This is a genomic window from Luteipulveratus halotolerans, from assembly GCF_001247745.1.
In the GTDB taxonomy this organism is placed as follows: Bacteria; Actinomycetota; Actinomycetes; order Actinomycetales; family Dermatophilaceae; genus Luteipulveratus; species Luteipulveratus halotolerans.
The window spans coordinates 2,718,055-2,739,454 of sequence record NZ_LAIR01000002.1; the positions used below are offsets into that span (position 1 = coordinate 2,718,055).

Consider the following 21,400-nt stretch of genomic DNA (forward strand, 5'->3'; position numbering starts at 1 on the left):
CCGTGAGCGGTGACTCGACCGCGGTCGTCGACGAAGCCGGCTCGCTGGACTGGGCCGAGGTCGGCGCCACTCGCGTCCAGCTGCTGCGCCGCGGAGGCCGGTTCGCCCTGCGGACCCGTGACCCGCTCGCGCCCACCCGGAAGCGGTTCAGCTCGGTGCCCGTCTTCGACTTCGACCCCGACTGGGTGGTCGAGGGCCGCCTGACCCGGTATGCCGCCCCGCTCCGGGTCGAGGTGTCGACCGCGCGCCCCGACCTGCGTCAGCACGTGACCGTCATCGGCGAGCTCGCGCTCGACGTGCACGGCCACGAGTACCGGCTGCGAGCCGGCGAGAACGCCGACGGCACCCTGCAGGTGCTCTTCCACGACACCACCAACGGCACCGAGACCGCCGGATGGCGCACCGTCACCACGCGCCGGCCGGGGCCTGACGGCGACGTCCTCGTCGACCTCAACCGCGCGGTCAACCTGCCGTACGCGTTCACCGAGTTCGGCACCTGCCCGGCGCCGCCCGAGGGCAACGTGATCGACGTGCCCGTGACCGCCGGCGAGAGGAAGCCCGCGTGAGGCTGTGCACGTACACCCTGATCGACAACAGCCCGGATCCTGTTTCAGGGCAAGCGCTTTCGCCGCACGACCGGTTCCAGCACGTCGTGCGTCAGGCGCAGTGGGCCGAGGAGCTCGGGTTCGACGCGTACGGCGTCGGCGAACGCCACGCACAGCGGTTCGTGTCGTCCTCGCCGCCGGTCGTGCTGTCGTACATCGCTGCCCGCACGTCGCGGATCCGGCTGCTCACCACGGTCACGGTGCTCTCACTCCTGGACCCCGTCCGGGTGGCCGAGGACTACGCGACCCTCGACCAGCTGAGCGGCGGCCGGCTCGACATCATCATCGGCAAGGGCAACGACCCTGAGCAGAACGCGCTGTTCGGGTACGACCTCGAGGGCCAGTGGGACCGCAACCGCGAGAAGTACGAGCTGCTGCGCCGGCTGCTGCACGAGGAGAACGTGACCTGGTCGGGCCGCTACCGCCCCGATCTCGTCGACGCGACCACGCAGCCACGACCGCTGCAGCAGCCGAGCATCCCGGTCTGGCACGGCTCGGCATCATCCACCGAGTCCACCGAGCTCGCGGCGCGCTTCGGCGAGCCGCTCTTCTCTGCCAACGGCTTTCACCCGTTGGAGAAGTACGCCGCCCTGATCCGCCACTACCGCGAGCGCTGGGAGGCTCATGGCCACGCCCCGGCGGACGCGGTCGTGGGCGCCGGATTCATCGCCCTGCTCGTCGCTCCCACCTCACAGGAGGCGGTCCGGACGTACCGGCCGGCGTTCGAGGCGTTCGTCCGCTCCCCCGGCGCGCAGCACAACCAGCTGCCGTTCACGACCGTCGAGGAGTTCATCGAGCAGGGCTCGGCCCTGGTCGGCTCGCGTGAGCAGGTGATCGACAAGCTCGGCCGCTACCACGAGGCGTTCGGGCACGAGCTGACCGGCATCCCGCTGGAGGTGCCCGGCCTGCCCGACGACGTCGTACGCCGATCGGTCGAGACGTTCGTCAGCGACATCGCCCCGCAGCTGCGGACGACGTACTCCTCACGCGTCTGGCCCGACCTGGCTCGACCCGCCGCCTGAGTCGCGCGCAGGTACGACGAAGCCCGGTCCCAGCGTGCGGGACCGGGCTTCGTCGTACCTGCTCAGGTCAGCGGGCGACGGCCTTCTTGTACGCGGCCGTCGACAGCGGGACGAAGATCGCGAGCAGCAGCACGATCCAGCCGAGGGTGTAGATCTCGGCGTGCTGGAGCGCCCAGGTGTACTCGATCTCGTCGAGGCGGGCCGCCTGGGAGCGACCGCCCGGATCGGGCATCGCGAACAGGTTGCCGAAGTTGTCGCGCGCCGCATGCGTGATCGTCGAGATCGGGTTCCAGCCGGCGATGGCCTTCAGGACGCCGGGCATGTTCTCGGCCGGCACGAACGTGTTGGCGATGAACGTCAGCGGGAAGATCACCATGAACGCCGCGTTGTTGACGATCTCGGGCGCCCGCACCTTGAGCCCGACGTAGGCGAACACCCACGAGAACGCGTAGGCGAACAGCAGCATCAGGCCGTACGCGACCAGGGCGCCGACCACGCCTTCGCGGATGCGCCAGCCGATCAGCAGGCCGGTGAGTGACATGACGATCAGGACGATGACGTTGTTGAGCAGGTCGGAGACCGTGCGACCGGCCAGCACCGAGCTCGGGTGCATCGGCAGCGTACGGAACCGGTCGATGACGCCCTTCTGCATGTCCTCGGCCATGCCGGAGCCGGTGATCGTGGCGCCGAAGACGATGGTCTGCGCGAAGATGCCGGCCATCATGAACTCGCGGTAGCCCTGCGGGTCGGCCGGGGCCAGGCTGCCGAACACGAAGCCGAACAGCAGCACGAACATGATCGGCTGCATCGTGGTGAAGACCAGCAGGTCGGGGACCCGCTTGATCTTGATGAGGTTGCGACGGGCGACCGTGGTCGCGTCGCCCACCAGGGTGGCTGCACTCATGCTCGCTGTGCCTCTCGCTCGCGCTCGTCCTCGGGCTCGCCCTGCTCCTGCTGATCGTCCTCGGCCTTGTGACCGGTCAGTGAGAGGAAGGCGTCGTCGAGGGTCGGGCGACGAATCCCGATGTCCTGCACCGTGATCGAACGGTCGTCGAGCTGGCGCACGGCGAGCAGCAGCGACTCGACGCCGCCGCTCACCGGCGCGATGACCGTCCGGGTGTGCTCGTCGATCTCGCCGGCTCCGGACCCGAGCCGGCCGAGCAGCTCGGCGACCTCGGGCAGTCGGGCCGCGTCGGCGACGGTCACCGAGAGGCGTTCGCCGCCGACCTGGTCCTTGAGCTGGTCGGCGGTGCCCTCGGCGATCACCTGCCCGCGGTCGACGACGATGATGTTGTCGGCCAGGCGGTCGGCCTCTTCGAGGTATTGCGTCGTGAGCAGCAGCGACGTGCCCTCACGGACGAGGCCGGCGATGACCTCCCACATGTCACCGCGGCTGCGCGGGTCGAGGCCGGTGGTCGGCTCGTCGAGGAAGATCACCGGCGGGCGCGCGACCAGTGCACCGGCGAGGTCGAGGCGTCGGCGCATACCGCCGGAGTACGTCTTCGCCGGACGGTCTGCAGCGTCCTCCAGCCGGAACTCGGCCAGCAGCTCACGCGCGCGAGCGCGAGAGGCCGAGCCGCCCAGGTGGTAGAGCCGACCGATCATCTCGAGGTTCTCGTAGCCCGTGAGGTATTCGTCGACCGCGGCGTACTGACCCGACACCCCGATCAGGCTGCGCACCTCGTCGGGTTCTTTGACGATGTCGCGGCCGGCGACGGTGGCCGTGCCCGCGTCGGGCTTGATGAGGGTCGTCAGCACCCGCACCGTCGTGGTCTTGCCCGCGCCGTTGGGCCCGAGCACGCCGAGGACCGTACCCTCGGGCACGCTCAGCGACACACCGTCGATCGCCTTGACGTCCTTGTAGTGCTTGACGAGGCCTTCTGCTCGCACTGCTTCAGTCACGAGCGACATCGTCGCAGTGACCACCGACAGAGGGCATCTCCATTTCTGCGCAGATGCCCTATGGAAAGCCCTGATGCAGCGCATCAACGCCGCCTTCGGGTTCGAGAGGCTGGAGGTCATGCACGAGATGGAGCTGCGACGCGGCTGACCGCCCCGATCCTGCTCAGTTCGGGCGCCAAGCGTTGTCGTACGCCGTCGCGGGTGCCAGCCTCGAACCGACGCCACCACCCGAGGAGACGGAGCCCGCCGATGTCCGCACGACCTGACCTGCACGCCGCCACCACCCTGGTCGCCCGCACCGTCGAGGCGGTGCCCGACGACCGGCTCGACGCCCCCACGCCATGTCCCGACTACTCCGTCGGCGACCTGCTCGACCACGTCGCCGGCCTGTCGACCGCGTTCACCTGGGCGGCGCGCAAGGAGGGCCTCGACCGGCTGAGCGAGCCGCCTGCACCGGGCAGCCGCGACAACCTTGTCGACGACTGGCGCACGGTCATCCCGGCCCGGCTGCGCGACCTCGCCACAGCCTGGGAGTCCCCCGACGCCTGGGACGGCATGACCCAGGCGGGCGGTGTCGAGATGCCCGGCGAGGTCGGCGGCCTCGTCGCGCTCAACGAGGTGCTCGTACATGGGTGGGACCTCGCCGCGGCGACCGGTCAGTCGTACGAGCCTGATGCGGCCTCCCTGCAGAGCGGCCTGACGTTCGCGAGCCAGTTCGACGAGGGCGGCTCGGGTGAGGCGTTCGGTCCGAAGGTGGCGACGCCCGCCGGCGCGCCCGAGCTGCAGCAGCTGCTCGCGCACAACGGCCGCGACATCGCCTGGCGCCCCTAGCCCACAGCCTCGGCCGCGCCGTCAGCGCTCCCCCGCCTCTCGCCGTCAGAACTGAGTCCTGGTGATGTGACGCAGTTCGAACCCGGTCATACCAACAGGACTCAGTTCTGACGCGAGCCCGACGCTCACTCGGAGCCCGGGCGGATGGCTCGGACCGCGGTCAGGCGCCGAGGGCCTGCTCGAGATCGGCGATCAGGTCGTCGGCGTCCTCGATGCCGGTCGACAGGCGGATCAGGTCGGCCGGCACCTCCAGCTCGGTGCCCGCGACGCTCGCGTGGGTCATGCGCCCCGGGTGCTCGATCAGCGACTCGACGCCGCCGAGCGACTCACCGAGGGTCCAGACCTTCGTACGACCCACGACGTCGAGCGCGCGGTCGACCCCGCCCTCGATCTGGAAGCTCACCATGCCGCCGAACCGCTTCATCTGCTTGGCGGCGATGTCGTGGCCGGGGTGGGAGTCCAGGCCCGGGTAGTGGATGTGCGTGACGTCCTTGCGTGACTGCAGGAACTCGACGACCTTCTCGGCGTTGTCGCTGTGCCGCTCCATGCGTACGGCGAGGGTCTTCAGGCCGCGCAGCGTGAGCCAGGAGTCCATCGGACCGGCGACCGCTCCCATGGAGTTCTGGTGGAACCCGATGCGCTCGGCCGCGTCCGAGAACTCTTGCACCGCAACGTCTTTCGCGACCACGACAGCGCCGCCGACGACGTCGGAGTGACCGCCGCAGTACTTCGTGGTGGAGTGCACGACGATGTCGGCGCCGAGCGAGATCGGCTGCTGCAGGTAGGGCGACGCGAACGTGTTGTCGACGACCAGCAGCGCGCCCGCCTCGTGAGCGATCTCGGCGACCGCGGCGATGTCGGAGATGCCGAGCATCGGGTTGGTGGGCGTCTCGATCCACACCATCTTGGTGACGCCGGGGCGGATCTCGCCGCGGATCGCGTCGGGCTGGCTGACCTTGGCGAGGCTGTGGTCGACGCCCCAGGCCCGCTGCACCTTGTTGATGAGGCGGTAGGTGCCGCCGTACGCGTCGGTCGGGACGATCATGTGCTGCCCGGGCGCGAGCAGGGCCCGCATGATCGTGTCCTCACCGGCGAGACCGGACGCGAACGCGAATCCTCGTGCGCCGCCTTCGAGCTCGGCGATGCAGGTCTCCAACGCCGTACGCGTGGGGTTGGCCGAGCGGGAGTACTCATACCCCTCGCGGAAGCCACCGACGCCGTCCTGCTTGTAGGTCGAGGTCTGGTAGATCGCGGGGACGACGGCTCCGGTGCGCGGGTCCGGCTCCTGGCCGGCGTGGATCGCACGCGTGGAGAACCCTGGCTGCGCTGACTGCTCTGTCATGAGCCCAGGCTAGGCCCGCGCGACGCCGACCATGCACCGCCTCCGCCGACCCGCTGTGCCCCGCCGCGCCGGGATCGGCGGCTCAGGCGATGGCGGTGTGCAGCGCCTGCCAGTCGATGCCGCGCGGCGCACGTGACACGACCGTCTGCAGCAGCCCGAGCCGGGCGGCCTTCACGTCCGCGTCCTCGGCCATCACGAGCACGTCGTCGAAGAACCGGCCGAGCGGCTCGACGAGCGCACCGGCGTCAGCAGCCCACTCGGGGATCGAGTCGGCCGCGTGGTCGGGCAGACCGTCGACCGCGTCCGCGAGCGCGACCTCGGCGGGCTCGGTCAGGTGCGCACGGTCGTACGACGGCTGCGTGCCCTCGGGGACGATGCGCGTGATGCGCTGAACGGCCTCGACGAGCGGCGCGAACGTGTCGCTGTGCCGCACCGATGCGATGTCGCCGAGCGCCTGCTCGGCCTTGCCCGGCGAGCCGGCGAGCGAGCTGACGGACGACACGAGATCGACCGACACGCCTTCGTCGCGCAGCTGCTGACCGAACCGGCCGATCACGAACTCCGTTGCGGCGTCGACGGACTCGCTGCTCACGTCGAGGCCCTGCTGGCGCAGGCGGTCGGCCGCAGCCGCCAGCCCGGACGCGACGGTGACCGTGCTGAGGGCGTCGTGCTTGCGCAGGATCGACACCACACCGAGCGCGGCACGACGCAGCGCGAACGGGTCGGACGAACCGGTCGGCTTGGCGCCGAGCGCGAACATCGCCATGAGCAGGTCGAACCGGTCGGCGAGCGCGAGCAGCGCACCCGGGCGCGACTCGGGCACCGCGTCACCGGCTGAGCGCGGCTGCTCCATCTCGAGCAGCGCGGAGGCGACCTCCGGGGTCTCACCGGCGCGGGCTGCGTACTCCTTGGCCATGGTGCCCGCGAGCGAGGAGAGCTCGACGACCATCTGCGACGACAGGTCGAACTTGGCCAGCTCGCCGGCGCGCGCGAGGGTCTTCGACTCCTCGGCCGACAGCGACATCGACGACGCCAGCGCAGCGGCCACGTCGCGAATGCGGTCGGCGCGGTCGGCCATGGAGCCGACCCGGTCCTCGAAGGTCAGCTTGCTGATCTGAGCGCGCAGGTCGGTCAGCGGCACCTTGAGGTCGGCGTCGTAGAAGAACGCCGCGTCCTCGTAGCGCGCGCGGATGACCGACTCGTTGCCGAGGCGGACCAGCTCGTCGTCGCAGTCGCCGTTGGCGATGGTGACGAAGTACGGCATGAGCTCGCCGGCCTCGTCGCGCACGGGCAGGTAGCGCTGGTGCTTGCGCATGACCGTGGTGAGGATCTGCTCGGGCAGCTCGAGGTACTTCGGGCCGTAGGAGCCGAGGATGCCTTGCGGCTGCTCGACCAGGTTGGTGATCTCGTCGACCAGGGCCGACTCGCCGTCGAAGTCGATGGTGCCGCCGACCGACGCCGCCAGCGTGCGCGCCGCGTCGACGACCTGCGTACGACGGACGACCGGGTCGAGCACGAGCCCGTGGGCCTCGAGGGTGTTGCGCAGCGAGGCGGCGTCCTTGACCTCGACGAGCGGGTCGACGTCGGTGCGGTGCACGTAGGTGGTGCGGCCCGCGCGCAGCGACGACACCTCGGCCGGCACCACGGTGGCACCCCACAGGGCCACCAGCCACCGGATCGGACGGCTGTAGGCCAGCTGGGGGTCGCTCCACCGCATGTTCTTGTCGGCGCGCAGGCTCGTCACGAGGTCGGCGACCAGCTGCTCGGCCACCTCGATGACCGGGCGGCCCTTCTCGGTCACCGTGACGGCGACGTGCTCGGCGCCATCAAATTCAGCACGAACGAGGCTCGATGGATCGACCTTCTGGCCGCGGGCGAAGCCCTCGCACGCCTTGGTGGGGTTGCCGTCGGCGTCGTACGCCGCCGCGACCTTGGGCCCCTTGCGCAGCGACTCGGCGTCGGGCTCGTGGGCCGACACATCAGCGACCGTGGCCACGATGCGCCGCGGCGTGCCGACGACGTCGATCGCGCCGTGCGTCAGGCGGGTCGCGCCGAGGCGCTCGGTGAGCGTCGTACGGACCTGCTCGATCGCCTGGACGACCACGTGCGGGGGCAGCTCCTCGACACCGATCTCGATGGCCAGGGGCTGCGAGTCGTGAGACGTGGCAACGGTTTCGGGCGCCTCAGCGTCCGGGCGGGGCGGCATGATCGCGGAGCGGACCTGCACCTTGACGTCGGTCTGCGACTTCATCAGCGGGAAGTCGAGCTCCTCGCGCCGCTCGACCCACAGCCGGGCCACCTCGCGGGCGAGGCGGCGCATCGTCGAGAACGCCTTGGCGCGCTCGGTCGTGGAGATCGCACCGCGGGAGTCGAGGACGTTGAACGCGTGCGAGGACTTCAGCACGTAGTTGTGCGCCGGGATCGGCAGGCGTGCGTCGACCAGGCGCTGGGCCTCGGCGGTGTAGTGCTCGAACAGGTCGCGGTTGGCGTCGACGTCGGCGTCGTCGAGGTAGTAACGAGACATCTCGTACTCCTGCTGCCCGAACGCCTCGCCGTAGGTGACGCCCGGCGCGTACTGCAGGTCCTTGAAGTGCGTGACGCCCTGCTGGGCCATCATGATGCGCTCGATGCCGTAGGTGAGCTCGACGCTCACCGGGTCGAGGTTCTGCCCGCCCACCTGCTGGAAGTAGGTGAACTGGGTGATCTCCATCCCGTCGAGCCAGACCTCCCAGCCCAGGCCCCACGCGCCGATGGCCGGCTGCGCCCAGTTGTCCTCGACGAAGCGCACGTCGTGGGCATGGATGTCGATGTCGAGGGCCTCGAGCGACTCCAGGTAGAGCTCCTGCGGGTTGCCCGGGTCGGGCTTGAGGATCACCTGGAACTGGGTGTGCGTCTGCAGCCGGTTGGGGTTCTCGCCGTAACGGCTGTCGTCAGGACGCACCGACGGCTCGACGTACGCCGCCCGCCACGGCTCGGGTCCGAGCACCCGCATGAGGGTGGCGGGGTTCATCGTCCCGGCTCCGACCTCGGAGTTGTAGGGCTGGACGACCATGCAGCCACGGTCGGTCCAGAACTTCTGCAGGCGGATGAGGGCGTCTTGCACGGTCAGCACCCGGCAAGGTTACCGGCGCGACACCGCTGCCCTCGAACGCGTTGCTCAGGCGAGACCGTGCCGGACCCACACGTTGGGCTCGACGTAGACCGCCAGGTCCTCAGCGAGGTGACAGCGCACGGGTGCGAGCGCCTGAGGTACGACGACGTCGCCGTCCTCGTCGAACGGCAGCCCGGTCCACTCGCGCCACTCCTGCAGCGAGCCCGGGACGACCATCGAGGCCGGCGCGACCTCCTCGATCGTGGCCCCCGCTCGCACGTGCACCCGCAACCACGGGTCGACCGGCAGACCGTCGGGGCGGGTGAGCGCGGCGTACTCACTCATCGGCTGGTGCGGGTCGGTCTTGCCGTTGGGTCGCACGGGTGCATACAGCGTCGAGATTCCTTGTGCTGCAACGGATTCGCGCAGCGCTCCCACTAGTACGGGCGACAGCCCCTGGCCCCGATAAGGCGTGCCGATCTGGATCTCCAGCGCGCTGGCGGCGGTGGGCTTCACGCCGGCCTCGTGGTCGAGCATCGCCCAGATCAGGGCGCGGTCCCAGCCGCTCGCGGGCAGCTCAGCACGCTCCTGCGTGGGGTACGCGAACGGCACCGACCTGCCTCGCGCGACCACCTCGTCGCCGCGGGTCGCGACGACGGCGTACTCGGGGAACATCCGCAGCGTGGTGTCCCAGAGCGCGTCACCGATCGGGTCGTGCCCGATGAACGTGGGCCAGGAGGACTCGACGTCGTACCAGCGGTCGACCAGGTCGGGGCGCTCGGCGAGGGTGGCGATCTGCAGTCCGTCCATGAAGCAACAGCCTCGCAGCGGACCGCGCGACGGGCACCTGAATTACGCGGGGTCGCCGATCGCGCGCAGCACGGCGCGGTAGGTGATGTCCTCGGTGCCCTCGGGGCACTCGATGACCACGGCGTGCGGACGGGTGGCCACGAGCTCCACGAGCCGCGCCCGCATCGCAGCCAGTGACTCGGGGCCCTCGTCCTGGATGCCGGCCGCCGCGGCGACGTGCTCGATCCGGGTGGCGGCGGCCGTGCGCTCGGCGAACCGCTGCTCCAGCCGCTGCTCACTGTCCATCAGGACGATCTCGTGGAAGTCGGCGCCGACCTCGGCGGCCAGCCCTTCGAGCGCCTCGAGGTAGTCGGGGCGCCCGAGGTACTGCGGCACCACGACGTCGCGGCCCGCACGCAGGTGCGCACGGGCCGCGCCGAGCGCGAGGTCTCGGGTGGCGTTCATCGCGGGTACGCCGGCGACGTCGGCAGCGCCGAACGCCAGCAGCCGCAACCGGTCCAGGTCGAGAGCGATCGCGAGCCGGTGCTCGTCGACGTAGCGCGACGCGAGGGTCGACTTGCCCACCGCGGGTGGACCGTTGAGGACGATGAGTCGCGGCACCTCGCCAGCGTAGGTGCCGCCGACGCGCGTCAGCCGTGCGGCTCGACTCGCACCATGGTCCAGACACCGGTCTCGGTGGCCCAGCGGAAGGCTCCGGACCGTAGGGCATGGTCGCCCGGGTGCTCGACGAGCGCCACGACGTCCTCCGTGGTGCCGCCGGCGATGCCGGACAGCGAGCCCACCCACGCGGACCCAGGCACCCACGGCGCCACGGGCCAGGCCAGGCCGTGCACGGTCAGCGTGTGCTGACGTGGCTTGTCACCCGCGCCGACCACGCGCAGCCACAGAGGTACGCCCTGCTCGACCGTCGCCAGCGGCGGACCGGCCAACGCCCCGTGCGGAGGCCGGCCGCGGTGCATCAGCGCCGTCCGATGGTTCAGGCCCTTCTGGCCACGGTCCTCCGGATCGCCACCGGGATCGTTGTCGGGCACCGGCAGCTCCGGGTGTCCGTCCACGGACAGCCGCAGGCCGTCCTGCATCAGCACCACCGCCTCGTGCGCGACGACCGCTCCGCGACGGTCGCGCATCTCGGCGGCCACACCGGCGTACCCATCGGGCCGTCGTGCCCGCGAGCGCCGTCGGTACGGGCGCACGTCTCCCGGCTCCACCACGATCGCGCCGATCAGCCCGTGGTGGCGGTGGTTGCGCACGTCGGCCACGTCGTGCAGCAGGCACACCTGTCCGGGGCCGTCCGCGTGACTGGCCGGTGCGAGCTGTTCGTCCGCGTACCACCACAGCTCGCGCCAGTTCTCCCGCGCATGGTGTCGGTCGCCCAGCACGACGCGTCCGGCGCCCTCGTCCTCGGGCTCGTGCTCGTGCGCGCTCTGGGTACGCAGCGGCGAGACCGTGCCGTCGACGTTGCGGCCGACGTGCGCGCCGTCGTGGGTGCGTACGTCGTACTGCAGCAGCGCCGCATGGATCGAGACGCGCGGTGTCACCGTCCGGCGGTCCGGCTGACCGAGGTCATCGAGGTGCTCCAGCGGCAGCCGCGGCGGGTTGGGCTCGACGCCGAACCTCGGTAGCCGGACGGCTTCGGCGTCGTCGTCGCGCAGCACCTCGTTGACGAGGAACAGCCGGATCCACTCGCCTCGGTGCACGCGCAGCACGAGCGGTCCCTCGCTCGGCTGTACGACGGACGGTCGCCACTCCCCCTCACGCCGCGCCTCGGCGTACTCCTGCGGGTCCATCTCGGCGAGCAGGTAGGTGAGGCCCCACGGGTCGGTGAGGTGGCGTCCGGTGTGCAGGTGCTCGGTGCGGCGTGCGACGACGACGTAGGTGCGGACCGACTCGTCGTACTCGTCGTCCGCGATGCGCTGCGGCCGGGGCGGTGTGGCGCGCGCCGACCTCATCCGCTCGTCCGCCTCGGCGGCACTCTCACCGGGTCTCGGCAGCGGCGGAAGCGCGGCGTAGGACTCGGTCCTGGGTTGGTTGATGCGCACGTACCCCCAGCAGCCGACCCAGGTGTCGTCGATGTCGCCGAGGCGCCACAGGTGGTCGCCCGGTCCGTAGCGGCCGGCGTCGACCGGGTCGATGTCGACGGTGAACGCCTCGGAGATGCCGATGGTCTGCTGGTTCACCAGCCGGGACCGGGGCTGGTGCCAGTCACGACGCCAGCGCATGCCGTGGATGCCGAACGAGTGCTGCTCCTCGTGCGAGCCCTGCACGAGCCGGATGCGCAGCCGTTCGTCCGGATAGCCTTGCAGCACAGGGGTGTCCGGGTCGCCACGAGTGCCGTGGAAGCTGATGTCACTACGCGCGCTCGTGCTGAACCAGCGCGACGGGTCGTCGCCTCTGAAGGTCAGGGGTGCGGACCGATAGCCCACGCCCATCGACCCCGGGTCGTCGTCACCCCCGAGCTCGCCGGGCGGGTTCAGCGTACGGCCTCCGCGGTCGAGCAGCGGGATGAAGTCGCCGACGCCGAGGCACGCCTCGCGGTAGGCCGGCAGGCCCGTCTCCGCCGGGGGCACGATGACCGCCTGCGGCTCGTGCCAGGCGGTGCGGGTCTGGTCGCTGGTGTGCCACTGGGCACCGTACGGCTGCACCTGGAGCGCCGACCAGAGCCCGCGCTTCTGCCGATAGTTGGCGAGCAGGTGGTCGTGGAAGAAGCACGGCCCGAACTCCTCGTCGACCACCCACCGGTGCCGGCTCACGGTGCGCAGCTCACCCGGGCGGTCCGGCCCGACGACCTCGCGACAGCTGGCCCCGGACAGGTAGTTGAAGCCCGTCGAGGACCCGTCGGACGCGAGCACGTCGAACTTCACGAGGTGCACGTGCAAGCCGCACTCCACCGGCAGCTGGGCCAGGTCGTACTGGTCGGCCGGGAAGCTCCCGAGCGCGTTGTGCAGTCGCAGCTCGACGATGTCGCCGTGGTTGGCGCGCGGAAAGACCGGCTCGGGGTTGCCCTCCCGGGTCAGGTCGAACCACTCCTCCTCGACGACCGTCTCCCTGCCCTGGTCGTCGACCTCCCGGATCTGCGCGGCGAGCAGGCGGTAGCGATGGCCGTTCGGGTCGTGCCATCCGTCGATGTTGTAGTCGATACGACTGGTCAGCACCTCGATGTCGTACGACAGCACGCGCGGCCGTGGCAGACCGCACCGTTCGTTCCACGCGGCAGCATCACCGTCGAGGTCGACGAACAGCGCGCCGGGCTGCTCACCGTCACGGCAGGCCGGGTGCATCGCGGCGCGCTCCCGATCGGAGGCGGGAGGCATCCCGAGCAGCCGCCTGCGCCCGTCGACCTGGTCAGCGACGGCTGCGGGCGGTGGCGGTGACTTCATCGGGTGCACCGCGTCGATGAACCACGGGAAGCCCGGGTGCTCGCGGTCCGGCGCGGGAGGCGTACGACCCGGCAGCGGCACCAGCGCACGGCACGGTGTGCCGTCGGGAAGGGCTCGCGTGCCGTCGACCAACCGGTCGAAGCTGCGCCACAGGCCCCACATGCCGTGGTGGAAGTGGGGATAGAGGTGGCAGTGCCAGATGATGTCGCCAAGCGCCTCCTGCCGACTGCCCGAGCCGTACAGCGGCTCGATCGTGAAGGCTGTCTGGGGACCGATCGTGATGGAGTCGATCAGCTGAGAACCCCTGCGCCGCAACGCTCCTGACGCATCCAGGCCCCACGTGCCGGGAGGTGCGGTGTCGGCAGCAACCGCCCGCCACTGGTGCACGTGCAGGTGGTAGACGTGTGTCTCCTTCACACCGCCGTGGATCAGCCGGATCCGGCACGGGTCGCCCCGGTAGGCGCGCAGGATCGGAGTCACGGGGTCACCGAACAGCCACGAGCTGTGGTGCTGCTCCTCCCCCGCAACCCGTTCGAGCCAGTCGCCCTCGGGCGTTCGGGCGGTCCAGAACACCTCGTCCAGGTCGGGGCCGAGCTCCCACTTCACCGCCGACCGGTCGACGCTCTGCTGGTCGTCCGGTGGCTCCGCAGATGTGCGTTCGGCCAGCCGGCGCATGCGGTGGGGTAGTCGGTTGCCCATCGGCTCGGCGCGATACGAGATCGGCATCACCGTGTGCTCGCTGCCCAGGTGCAACGCCGAGTGGACCTCCGGCTCGTCGTGCATGAACACCGTGAACTCACGATGGCTGCGGGGCACGTCGTCCAGGTTGAAGTCGACGAAGTCCGCGTGCTCAGGCGTCCCCGGCCGCTCGTCCGGCATGATCACGTCGACGTGCTGCAGCCCGCAGTACGACGTCTCGGTCAGGTCCTCACCCGTCTCCGGGTCGTGCCAGTGCGAGCCCTCCGGCTCGACCAGCAGCGCACCGAACAGGCCGTGGACGTTGGAGCCGTCCTGCCTTCCCCGCACGTCGGCCAGGTCGTTGATCGGCCAGGCGCCTTCGTGCCGTGCGGCATAGGTGAACGTCGCCCGCTCGCCGTACGCCAGCGTCGTGTCGGGGTTGCCGCCGACGTGAGCGCCGTCGCCGTGCCGCACCCCTTTGCCGCCCGGCCCGGCCAGCCCGTCGCCCTGCAGGTGGAAGCCGAGCCGCCTGCCGCGGATCTGGTTCTCGACCTCCACCGTGACGCGCTCACCGACGTGGGTGCGCAGCACCAGGGGTGCCACGACCGGCACCGGTCGCATCGGGTTGAACCGGTCGTACGCCGGGGTGAGCTCGCCGCGTCCGCTCACGCCACGCCGGTGGTCGTTGAGCACGAGCCGGCGGACCCGGCGCTCGGGCATCCCGGACGCCTCGGCGAGCGCCGCCGCGTCGAAGCGGCGCTCGGGATCGGACTCCATCCGTTCGAAGCAGGTCGCGATGGCGTCGTCGAGGATGCGGATCTGTTCCTGCCAGCTGGCTCTCCAGGCCGCCCGTTGACCGCGGCTGAGGCCGACGACCCGCAGCGGCAGGTCCTCGTCGTCGGTGCCCTCGCCATCATCGGACTCCTCGTCCACCTCGTCCTCCGCGTCGGCCTCCGGCTCCAGCGGCGGGTGGGTGAGGTCGCGCCACTGCGGGAGGCCGTCGGTGTCACTGAGCTCGGTCAGCGCGAGCCGCAGCTCCTCCAGGGTGCGGTGGACGTTGGTGCGCACGGCGCCCGCGTTAGACGACCGTCGGCGTGGCCCGTGGGACAGCCGGTCCTCGGGTTCGTCGTACTCCGGCACCTGCTCCCGGCGCAGGAGGTCGGTCAGCAGCCGCAGATCGTCGTCGTCCCCGCTGCGCAGCCGCTCGATCATCAGCTCGAGCCGCGCCAGGTTGTCGACGACGACCTGGGCGAGCTGGCGCCGACGGTGCAGTCGCGGCAGCCGTTCGTCGTCGTCCTCCCAGCGATCGCGGACCCATTCCAGCAGCGGGCGGTGCGCCTGGAGCGCGAACATCAGACCGTCAGGGTCGTGGTCGCCGTCACCGTCGTAGACGATGGGCATCTGTATCGCGACGACCCGGTGGTGGGTAGGGGTCATGATCGTGTCCTCTCTGTCCGAGGTGGGCGTCAGTGGCTGGTGCCCAACGCAGCGGGGACGATCCCCGCGAGCACCAGGAGGCCGAGCGCGATCGACCCGACCGCGACGGCGGGTACGAGTGGGCGCACGTGTGGGAGCAACCGCTCAGCGCTCATGACGACGGCCGCGACGAGCATCACTGGCAGCGCAGCGACGCCGACTGCGAGCGTCAGCAGCATCAGCGCCCAGCAGCAGCCGACGCAGATCGCGCCGTAGAGCGCGCCGACCGCGGCGCCCTCGACGACCGGCGGTCGGGCGCCCGTCCACACGGTCAGCACGACCGACCGGGGCGTACGACACGCGGACAGGCACGCGCGTTTCCACGGCGTCAGCTGGTAAGCGTCCGTCGCGACGACCGCGAGCCCGGCCGGCACCTGCGGGTGGGCGTGCAGGATCGCGAGCCGGTCGACGTACGCCGCGGCCAGCCTGTCGGCGCCGAGGTAGAGCACTCCGACGCCGGTCCAGACCCCGACGAAGGCGAGCAGACAGGCGGTGACCAAGGTCCCGGGACGGGTACGGCGCGTGGCGACCTGCCGGATGGTCCTCAGTAACGGCAGGGCCGGCGGCAGCATCATCGCGACGACCATCAGCGCCCACCCGGCGAACCACAGCCCGGCGCCGGGCTCTGCGGCGTGGCCGGCGTGAGCAGCGGCTCCGTGCGCGCCGCCTCCATGGGCACCGCTCCCATGGGCGGCGCGCCCGACCGGCAGGGTCGCGAGGACGAGCCAGGCCGCGCCGGCAGCCGCGAGCACGACTGCCGTGACGAGCGCCGTCGACCGTGCGGACCCGCCCGGCCGCGTCGTTCGTCCCGGGCTCTCGCCGCGCAGCTGCGTCATGTGCTGCGTCGGCTCAGTCGTCGTCATCGTCGTCGTCATCGTCGTCGGCGTTGTCGTCGACGTCGTCGTCGCGACCGTCGTGGCGGTAGCGGAACCGACCGGTCATCCCCGAACGACGCTCGATGTCCACCGGTGCCCCGGGCAGGGCCGAGACGTTGACCTCCAGGTTGTCACTGATCTGAGCGACGACGGGGTCGGCACCGGTGCCGAGCTCGTCGGCGAGCGCGGTGTGGGCCAGGGTCAGCGGGTGCGCGCTCGCATCGAGGTGCTTCGGCGAGCCGCTCGCGTTGACCAGCCGGGCGGCGCCGGAGTGCACGGTGAGCGTCCAGCCGGTCGCTTCGTGCTCGACGGCGACCTTCGCGGTGCCCGAGGCAACGACGTCACCGGTGACGGGTGCCAGCTCGGCGAGCGGCCCGCCCGCCCGACCGGCGAACGCCCGCTCGATCACCGCGGCTGCTGCCCCGCCCAGCCGCTCGTCGACGTAGATCGCCGACTCGTTGGCTCCCCCGCGCCGCCCGTCGCTGTGCACGGTGACGCTGACGACGCTGTGGCCGCCGACATCGTGCGAACCGATGCGCGAGCCCTCGTCGAACGTCCACGCGAACACGCCGGTGCAATGGTCCTCGTCGGGACTCTCGTCGACCCAGCACGGGCAGACGACCTTGCAGTTGCACGTCTCGAGGAACGTGCCGGTCAGCTCGTAACGCATGGTGGACTCCTCAGGCTCGGATGCTGACGGGTACGACGACCGGCTCGCTGCCCGGAGTGCTCGCCTCCACACGCGAGCCCACACCCGGCACGAGCTCGGGCTCCGCCGCGGTGACGGTGCGTCGTACGTCCCAGTCGCCGGTCGCGGTCACGGGGCCTCGCCCGATCTCGGTGCCGTCGAATGTCACAGTGACCTCGTCCGCCTGCGCGCCCGATGCCGTACCAGCGATCCTGAACTGGCCTGTGCGAGTGCGGAACTCGGCTCGGTCGACGGTGACGTCATTTGGTGGAGGCGCGGGCGTGACCACCACGTCGAGGGAGTCGGTGGCCGAACCTCCCGGACCGTCGACGGTGAGCGCGAACGTGAGGGCGCCGGGCTCGGGCGCGGTGAACGTCGGCGCGATCGCGCTCGGGTCGTCGAGCGTGACTGCGGTGCCTGCCTGCTGGGTCCAGCGGCCACGGACGATGTCACCGCGCGAGGACGACCCGTCGAGGGTCACCACCCGGCCGGTGATGGCGGTCTGGTCGGGTCCGGCGTCGGCGACCACGGGCAGCGCGTCCGGCACGGCTCCGGCGAGCACGACCGGTAGATCGGCGCGTCCGCCGGCGCTGGAGGTGATCGTCAGCGTGGACGGCACAGCGGTCACCCCGTCGAAGGTGTGCTCCGGAGCGGGCAGGTCGCCAATCCCTTCGACCGTGAGCTTCGGCGCCTGGGCGTCGGAGGACTGAGCCTGTACGAGCAGGGTGCGCGCCGTCGGGTCGTACGTCGCTCGGCCGATCACCTCATCCACGACCGGCACCTCGGTGCGCGTGATCGGCACGTCGAGCACGTTCGCGATCTCGACCCGCTGCGGTGGCGCGGGCACCTGGGCACGCGCCACGTAGTCGCCCTCCGACGCGACGAACGCCGTACGCGGCACGCCACGTCCGAGCAGCTCGACCTCCTGACCCGGTGCGGTGCGCGCGAAGGCGTCGACGATCGTCGTACCGTCCTGTCCTCGGCTGTACGTCATGCGGGTCGGCTCGGCGCCGAACGCGGTGGCGAGGCGTCCCTGCACCACGAACAGGTCTGTCTGGATCCTGTCGATGTTGTCCGGGTCGTCGGGATCGGTGGGGCCACCGGCGTCGCCCACGCGTGGGCCGTCGACGCGAAACATGTTGGTACCGAACGGACTTCCTGTCACGGGTGTCTCGGAGGCTCCGTCGCCGAGGTGCCCGTCGGGTGCGTCGGTGGCTCGCAGGAACGGTGCGACGTGACCCGAGCGCAGCACCGTCTCGAAGTCCTCCTCAGCGACGCCCAGGTCCTCCGTGTCGATGACGCGACCGTCCTCGTCGGCGATCAGCGGGCGGGTCTGGCCGTACGGGTGCGTGACGACGTACTCCGCGCCCGGGATCACGTCGTCCATCCGAACCCTTATGCGCGAGAACACGACTCGCGTTCCCTCCGCTGGTTCGCCGGTGCCGCTGAAGGCTGCCTCGAGAGCCAGGATCAGTCGTGCTCGCCCCACCTGGCCAGCCCCGCCGACGGCCATCTCGGCGTCGGCGGTGAAGTAGAAGCCCTCGTCCGGGAAGTTGTCCGGGAACGACACCGGTCGTGCCGGGAACGGCAGCCCACCGGTCTCGGGCGCGAACCGGTCGGGCGTGAGGACCAGGTCCAGCCGGGTGCCGGTCTCGTCCTCGAACCACATCGGGAACCTGTGGTCCGGGTCGGGCGGGCCGACGTACGTCAGGCGATGGTTGTTGTCGACGGGCATGCGCGTGCTCCCCCACGTCACGGGAGATCGGATGAGAACGACGCGCGCGGCGTCTCTGACCGGCCGCCGGCTCCCCCGAGCAACGGTCGTGCGGACCCCCAGTCCGCGTGCCGGCCTTCCCCTGTGCTGCTGCCGGATGTCTCCCCCACCACGGCAACGTTTTCAACGGTACGACGACCGGTCGCCCGCTGTGAACCCCCTGGGCATCACGGAATCGTGATGTATCAGATGGGCGGGGTCCTGCTCCGCGCCCGGACAGGACAACCGGTGTCGGAATGCGTGTCATGGCACGCATTCCGACACCCGAAGGGTCGGCTCGTACGGCAGTCAGCCGCGGGAGCGGCTGACCATCTCCTCGCGCGGCACGACCTTGACCCGCAGCCGGCCCTGCTCCTCACCGAGCGCCATCTCGTGGGCGTCCAGGCGACCCCAGTCCTCCCAGGACGTCACCTCGACACCCCGCTCGACCAGGTGCTGCACGATCGCGTCGGGGTCGCTGACCTCGGCCGGCTGCAGCGAGTCGACATCCTCCAGCAGGCAGTCGATGGTCTGCGAGGCGTCGGACTTGGTGTGGCCGATGAGGCCCACCGGGCCGCGCTTGATCCAGCCGGTGACGTAGGTGCCGGGCTGGTGGTTGCCGTCCATGTCGATGACGCGACCGGCCTCGTTGGGAATGACCCCGGCCTGGTGGTCGAAGGGCAGGTCGACCAGCGGCGAGGACAGGTAGCCCACCGCGCGGTAGACCGCCTGGACAGGCCAGTCGGTCGTCTCGCCGGTGCCACGGGCACTGCCGTCGACCAGCTCGGTGCGCTCGGTGCGGAACGCCTCGACCTTGCCGTCGCCGAGGATCTCGACGGGCGACTGGCACATGTGGATGTGGATGCGGTGGGGCGCACCCGTCGGCTCGGTCTCGACGTACTTCAGCAGCGTGTTGACGACCATCTTGGTCTGCTTGGAGGAGTTGATCGCCTCCTGACCGGCCTCGTCGATCTCGAACCCCTCGGGGTGCACGATCACGTCGACGTTGGGCGAGTGCGACAGCTCGCGCAGCTCCATCGGCGAGAACTTGATCTGCGCGGGGCCGCGACGGGCGAAGACGTGGACGTCGGTGCAGGCGTTGGCCTTCAGCCCGTCGTACACGTTGGCGGGGATCTCGGTGGTCAGCTGCTCGTCGGCGGTCTTGACGAGCATCCGGGCGACGTCGAGCGCGACGTTGCCGGCGCCGACGACGGCGACCTCCTTGGCCTCCAGCGGCCACTCGCGCGGCACGTCGGGGTGACCGTCGTACCAGCTCACGAAGTCGGCTGCGCCGTAGCTGCCGGGCAGGTCGACGCCGGGGATGTCCAGCGGTCGGTCGGCCATCGCGCCGGTCGAGAAGATGACGGCGTCGTAGAAGCGGCGCAGATCGCTCATCTTCAGGTCGGTGCCGTAGTCGACGTTGCCGAGGAAGCGGATCTGCGGCTGCGAGAGCACCCGGTGCAGCGCCTTGATGATCTCCTTGATGCGCGGGTGGTCGGGCGCGACGCCGTAGCGGACCAGACCGTAGGGCGCGGGCAGCCGTTCGATGACGTCGACCGATGCGTTCGGATACGCCTTGGTCAGGATGTCTGCTGCATAGATGCCGGCGGGTCCTCCACCGACGACTGCGACCCGGATGTCTCTCACGCGCACGTTCCTCTCGCCTGGCTGTGCCGTTAGGACAGCCTAAGAAACGCGCAGGTACGCCGTGTCACCGCCTGCCATGTGGACAGCGGTTTGTGGCCTGAGTCACAGTCGCTTCTGCCACTCGCGCAGGTAGGCGCCGGGCTCGTACCCGAGGTCGGCGTTGACCGCGAGCATGTGCGTGTTGTCGTCGGCGTTCCAGGTGCGTACGCCGGCCACGCCCGGCAGCTCGTCCATCAGCTCCAGGGCGGCGCGGGCCTTCATCCGCAGGCCGAGGCCGTTGCCTCGCGCCTCGGTCAGCACGAGTGTGTCCTGCTGGTAGGCCACCTCGGGCGAGTCCTGCGACACCTGGACCTGGGTGAAGCCGACGAGCCGGTCGACCGACAGGTCGCGGGCGACGACGACCACCAGCCGGCGACCGGCGTCCAGCGCCCACTGCAGCTCGGACCGCACTCGCTCGGCGTCCCAGTCCTCTTCCTCGAGCGCGAGGTCACCCATCGGGGCGTCGGTGCTCATGCGCTGCTCCAGCACGGCGAGGTCGTCCAACCAGGCCTCGGGTACGCCGTCCCAGCTCGCCTCGACCGCGAACGCCGCGGCGTCCTCGACACCGTCGCCGTCGGCGTACGACTCCAGCTTGTGGCGGTCGGCGGGCAACGGCATCACGCTGCGCAGCATCGTCTGGGCCGGCTCGTACCCCTGGCTCGCGGCGAACGCGTCGCCCGGCCCGTCGACACCGGTTCGCGAGCCCTCGGTGGAGGCCTGGACGAGCGCGCGGCCGTGAGCGCGTACGACACTCTCGGCCTCGGCGAGCAGGAGGCGTCCGACGCCCCGGCGGCGTGCCGTGGGCAGGACGGACAGCTTGACCAGGGCGAGCTCGTGGTTGTCGTGCAGCGGTTCGGCGACGCTCAGCATGCCGACGACCCGCCCGCCCTCGCCCACCGCGGCGCGATCGGTGAACTGGTGGGTGCTGCCCCGGCGTCGGCCGCGGACCTCGTCCGCGGACCACGCGCTGTGGTCGGGGCCGAAGACGTCGCGCTGAGACGTCGTCTCGACATCCAGCCAGTCACTGAACAGCTGCCGCTGCTCAGCGTCCTCCGACAGCGGGTCCACCGCGATCACGTCCACCACCCGCCCGACCCTTCCACCCCGAGCTGCTCTCGGCGACCGAGTTGTGGTCGGAGAGTCGTGCGCGACACCACCCCGCCGGTTGATGAACACCCCGACATCCGTCGGGCGTCTGGTCAGCCGGCGGGTGCACGCCACGGCATGACGCACTCGATCCACTGTGAACGAAGGACCGTCGCCG

15 protein-coding genes are annotated in these 21,400 nt (G+C 70.7%); 3 read left to right on the top strand and 12 right to left on the bottom strand.

The window, feature by feature from the left end:
- Window positions 1-2 precede the first annotated feature (2 nt).
- Window positions 3-566 carry a DUF1684 domain-containing protein gene (locus VV01_RS13660; RefSeq protein WP_197275045.1) on the top strand — a complete coding sequence of 188 codons (564 nt, stop codon included), beginning with the start codon at window positions 3-5 and terminating at the stop codon, window positions 564-566.
- Window positions 563-1,627, top strand: coding sequence for an LLM class flavin-dependent oxidoreductase (locus VV01_RS13665; RefSeq protein WP_050670366.1), 1,065 nt, complete (start codon window positions 563-565; stop codon window positions 1,625-1,627). The genes VV01_RS13660 and VV01_RS13665 overlap by 4 nt, the downstream gene beginning before the upstream one ends.
- A gap of 67 nt (window positions 1,628-1,694) precedes the next feature.
- Here VV01_RS13665 and VV01_RS13670 read toward each other — a convergent pair whose 3' ends face one another.
- Together VV01_RS13670 and VV01_RS13675 are read right to left on the bottom strand one after the other, a co-directional pair.
- Complete coding sequence (locus tag VV01_RS13670; protein ID WP_050670367.1) at window positions 1,695-2,531, bottom strand: ABC transporter permease; 837 nt, start codon at window positions 2,529-2,531, stop codon at window positions 1,695-1,697.
- The gene (locus VV01_RS13675) at window positions 2,528-3,529 is read right to left on the bottom strand and encodes an ATP-binding cassette domain-containing protein (protein ID WP_157508837.1); all 1,002 of its coding nucleotides are present in this window, start codon (window positions 3,527-3,529) and stop codon (window positions 2,528-2,530) included. The genes VV01_RS13670 and VV01_RS13675 overlap by 4 nt, the downstream gene beginning before the upstream one ends.
- 249 nt (window positions 3,530-3,778) lie before the next feature.
- Between VV01_RS13675 and VV01_RS13680 the strand changes: the two genes are divergently transcribed.
- Entirely contained in the window at window positions 3,779-4,360 is a 582-nt protein-coding gene (locus VV01_RS13680; RefSeq protein ID WP_050670368.1) for a TIGR03086 family metal-binding protein, read from the top strand.
- Window positions 4,361-4,520: 160 nt separating this feature from the next.
- Here the strand turns inward: VV01_RS13680 and VV01_RS13685 are convergent, their stop codons facing one another.
- The 10 genes from VV01_RS13685 to VV01_RS13730 all read right to left on the bottom strand — a co-directional run bounded on the left by VV01_RS13685 (window position 4,521) and on the right by VV01_RS13730 (window position 21,213).
- Entirely contained in the window at window positions 4,521-5,702 is a 1,182-nt protein-coding gene (locus VV01_RS13685) for a cystathionine gamma-synthase (protein WP_050670369.1), read from the bottom strand.
- Between the two features lie 82 nt (window positions 5,703-5,784).
- Entirely contained in the window at window positions 5,785-8,814 is a 3,030-nt protein-coding gene (locus VV01_RS13690) for a glycine--tRNA ligase (RefSeq protein ID WP_050670370.1), read from the bottom strand.
- Window positions 8,815-8,859: 45 nt separating this feature from the next.
- A complete protein-coding gene (locus VV01_RS13695; protein ID WP_050670371.1) occupies window positions 8,860-9,603 on the bottom strand; it encodes a hypothetical protein in 744 nt (247 codons plus the stop codon).
- Window positions 9,604-9,645: 42 nt separating this feature from the next.
- Window positions 9,646-10,203, bottom strand: coding sequence for an AAA family ATPase (locus tag VV01_RS13700; RefSeq protein WP_050670372.1), 558 nt, complete (start codon window positions 10,201-10,203; stop codon window positions 9,646-9,648).
- 29 nt (window positions 10,204-10,232) lie between these two features.
- Entirely contained in the window at window positions 10,233-15,095 is a 4,863-nt protein-coding gene (locus VV01_RS24630; RefSeq protein ID WP_197275046.1) for a multicopper oxidase domain-containing protein, read from the bottom strand.
- 29 nt (window positions 15,096-15,124) lie between these two features.
- Complete coding sequence (locus VV01_RS13710) at window positions 15,125-15,997, bottom strand: DUF2182 domain-containing protein (protein ID WP_157508838.1); 873 nt, start codon at window positions 15,995-15,997, stop codon at window positions 15,125-15,127.
- Complete coding sequence (locus VV01_RS13715; RefSeq protein ID WP_050670375.1) at window positions 15,984-16,679, bottom strand: DUF1326 domain-containing protein; 696 nt, start codon at window positions 16,677-16,679, stop codon at window positions 15,984-15,986. The genes VV01_RS13710 and VV01_RS13715 overlap by 14 nt, the downstream gene beginning before the upstream one ends.
- Window positions 16,680-16,689: 10 nt before the next feature.
- Window positions 16,690-18,432 carry a PKD domain-containing protein gene (locus VV01_RS13720; RefSeq protein ID WP_050670376.1) on the bottom strand — a complete coding sequence of 581 codons (1,743 nt, stop codon included), beginning with the start codon at window positions 18,430-18,432 and terminating at the stop codon, window positions 16,690-16,692.
- A 327-nt stretch (window positions 18,433-18,759) separates the two neighbouring features.
- Window positions 18,760-20,103 (bottom strand): FAD-dependent oxidoreductase, encoded by a 1,344-nt coding sequence (locus tag VV01_RS13725; RefSeq protein ID WP_407942919.1) that lies wholly within the window; start codon window positions 20,101-20,103, stop codon window positions 18,760-18,762.
- Window positions 20,104-20,199: 96 nt separating this feature from the next.
- A complete protein-coding gene (locus VV01_RS13730; protein WP_157508839.1) occupies window positions 20,200-21,213 on the bottom strand; it encodes a GNAT family N-acetyltransferase in 1,014 nt (337 codons plus the stop codon).
- Window positions 21,214-21,400 lie beyond the last annotated feature (187 nt).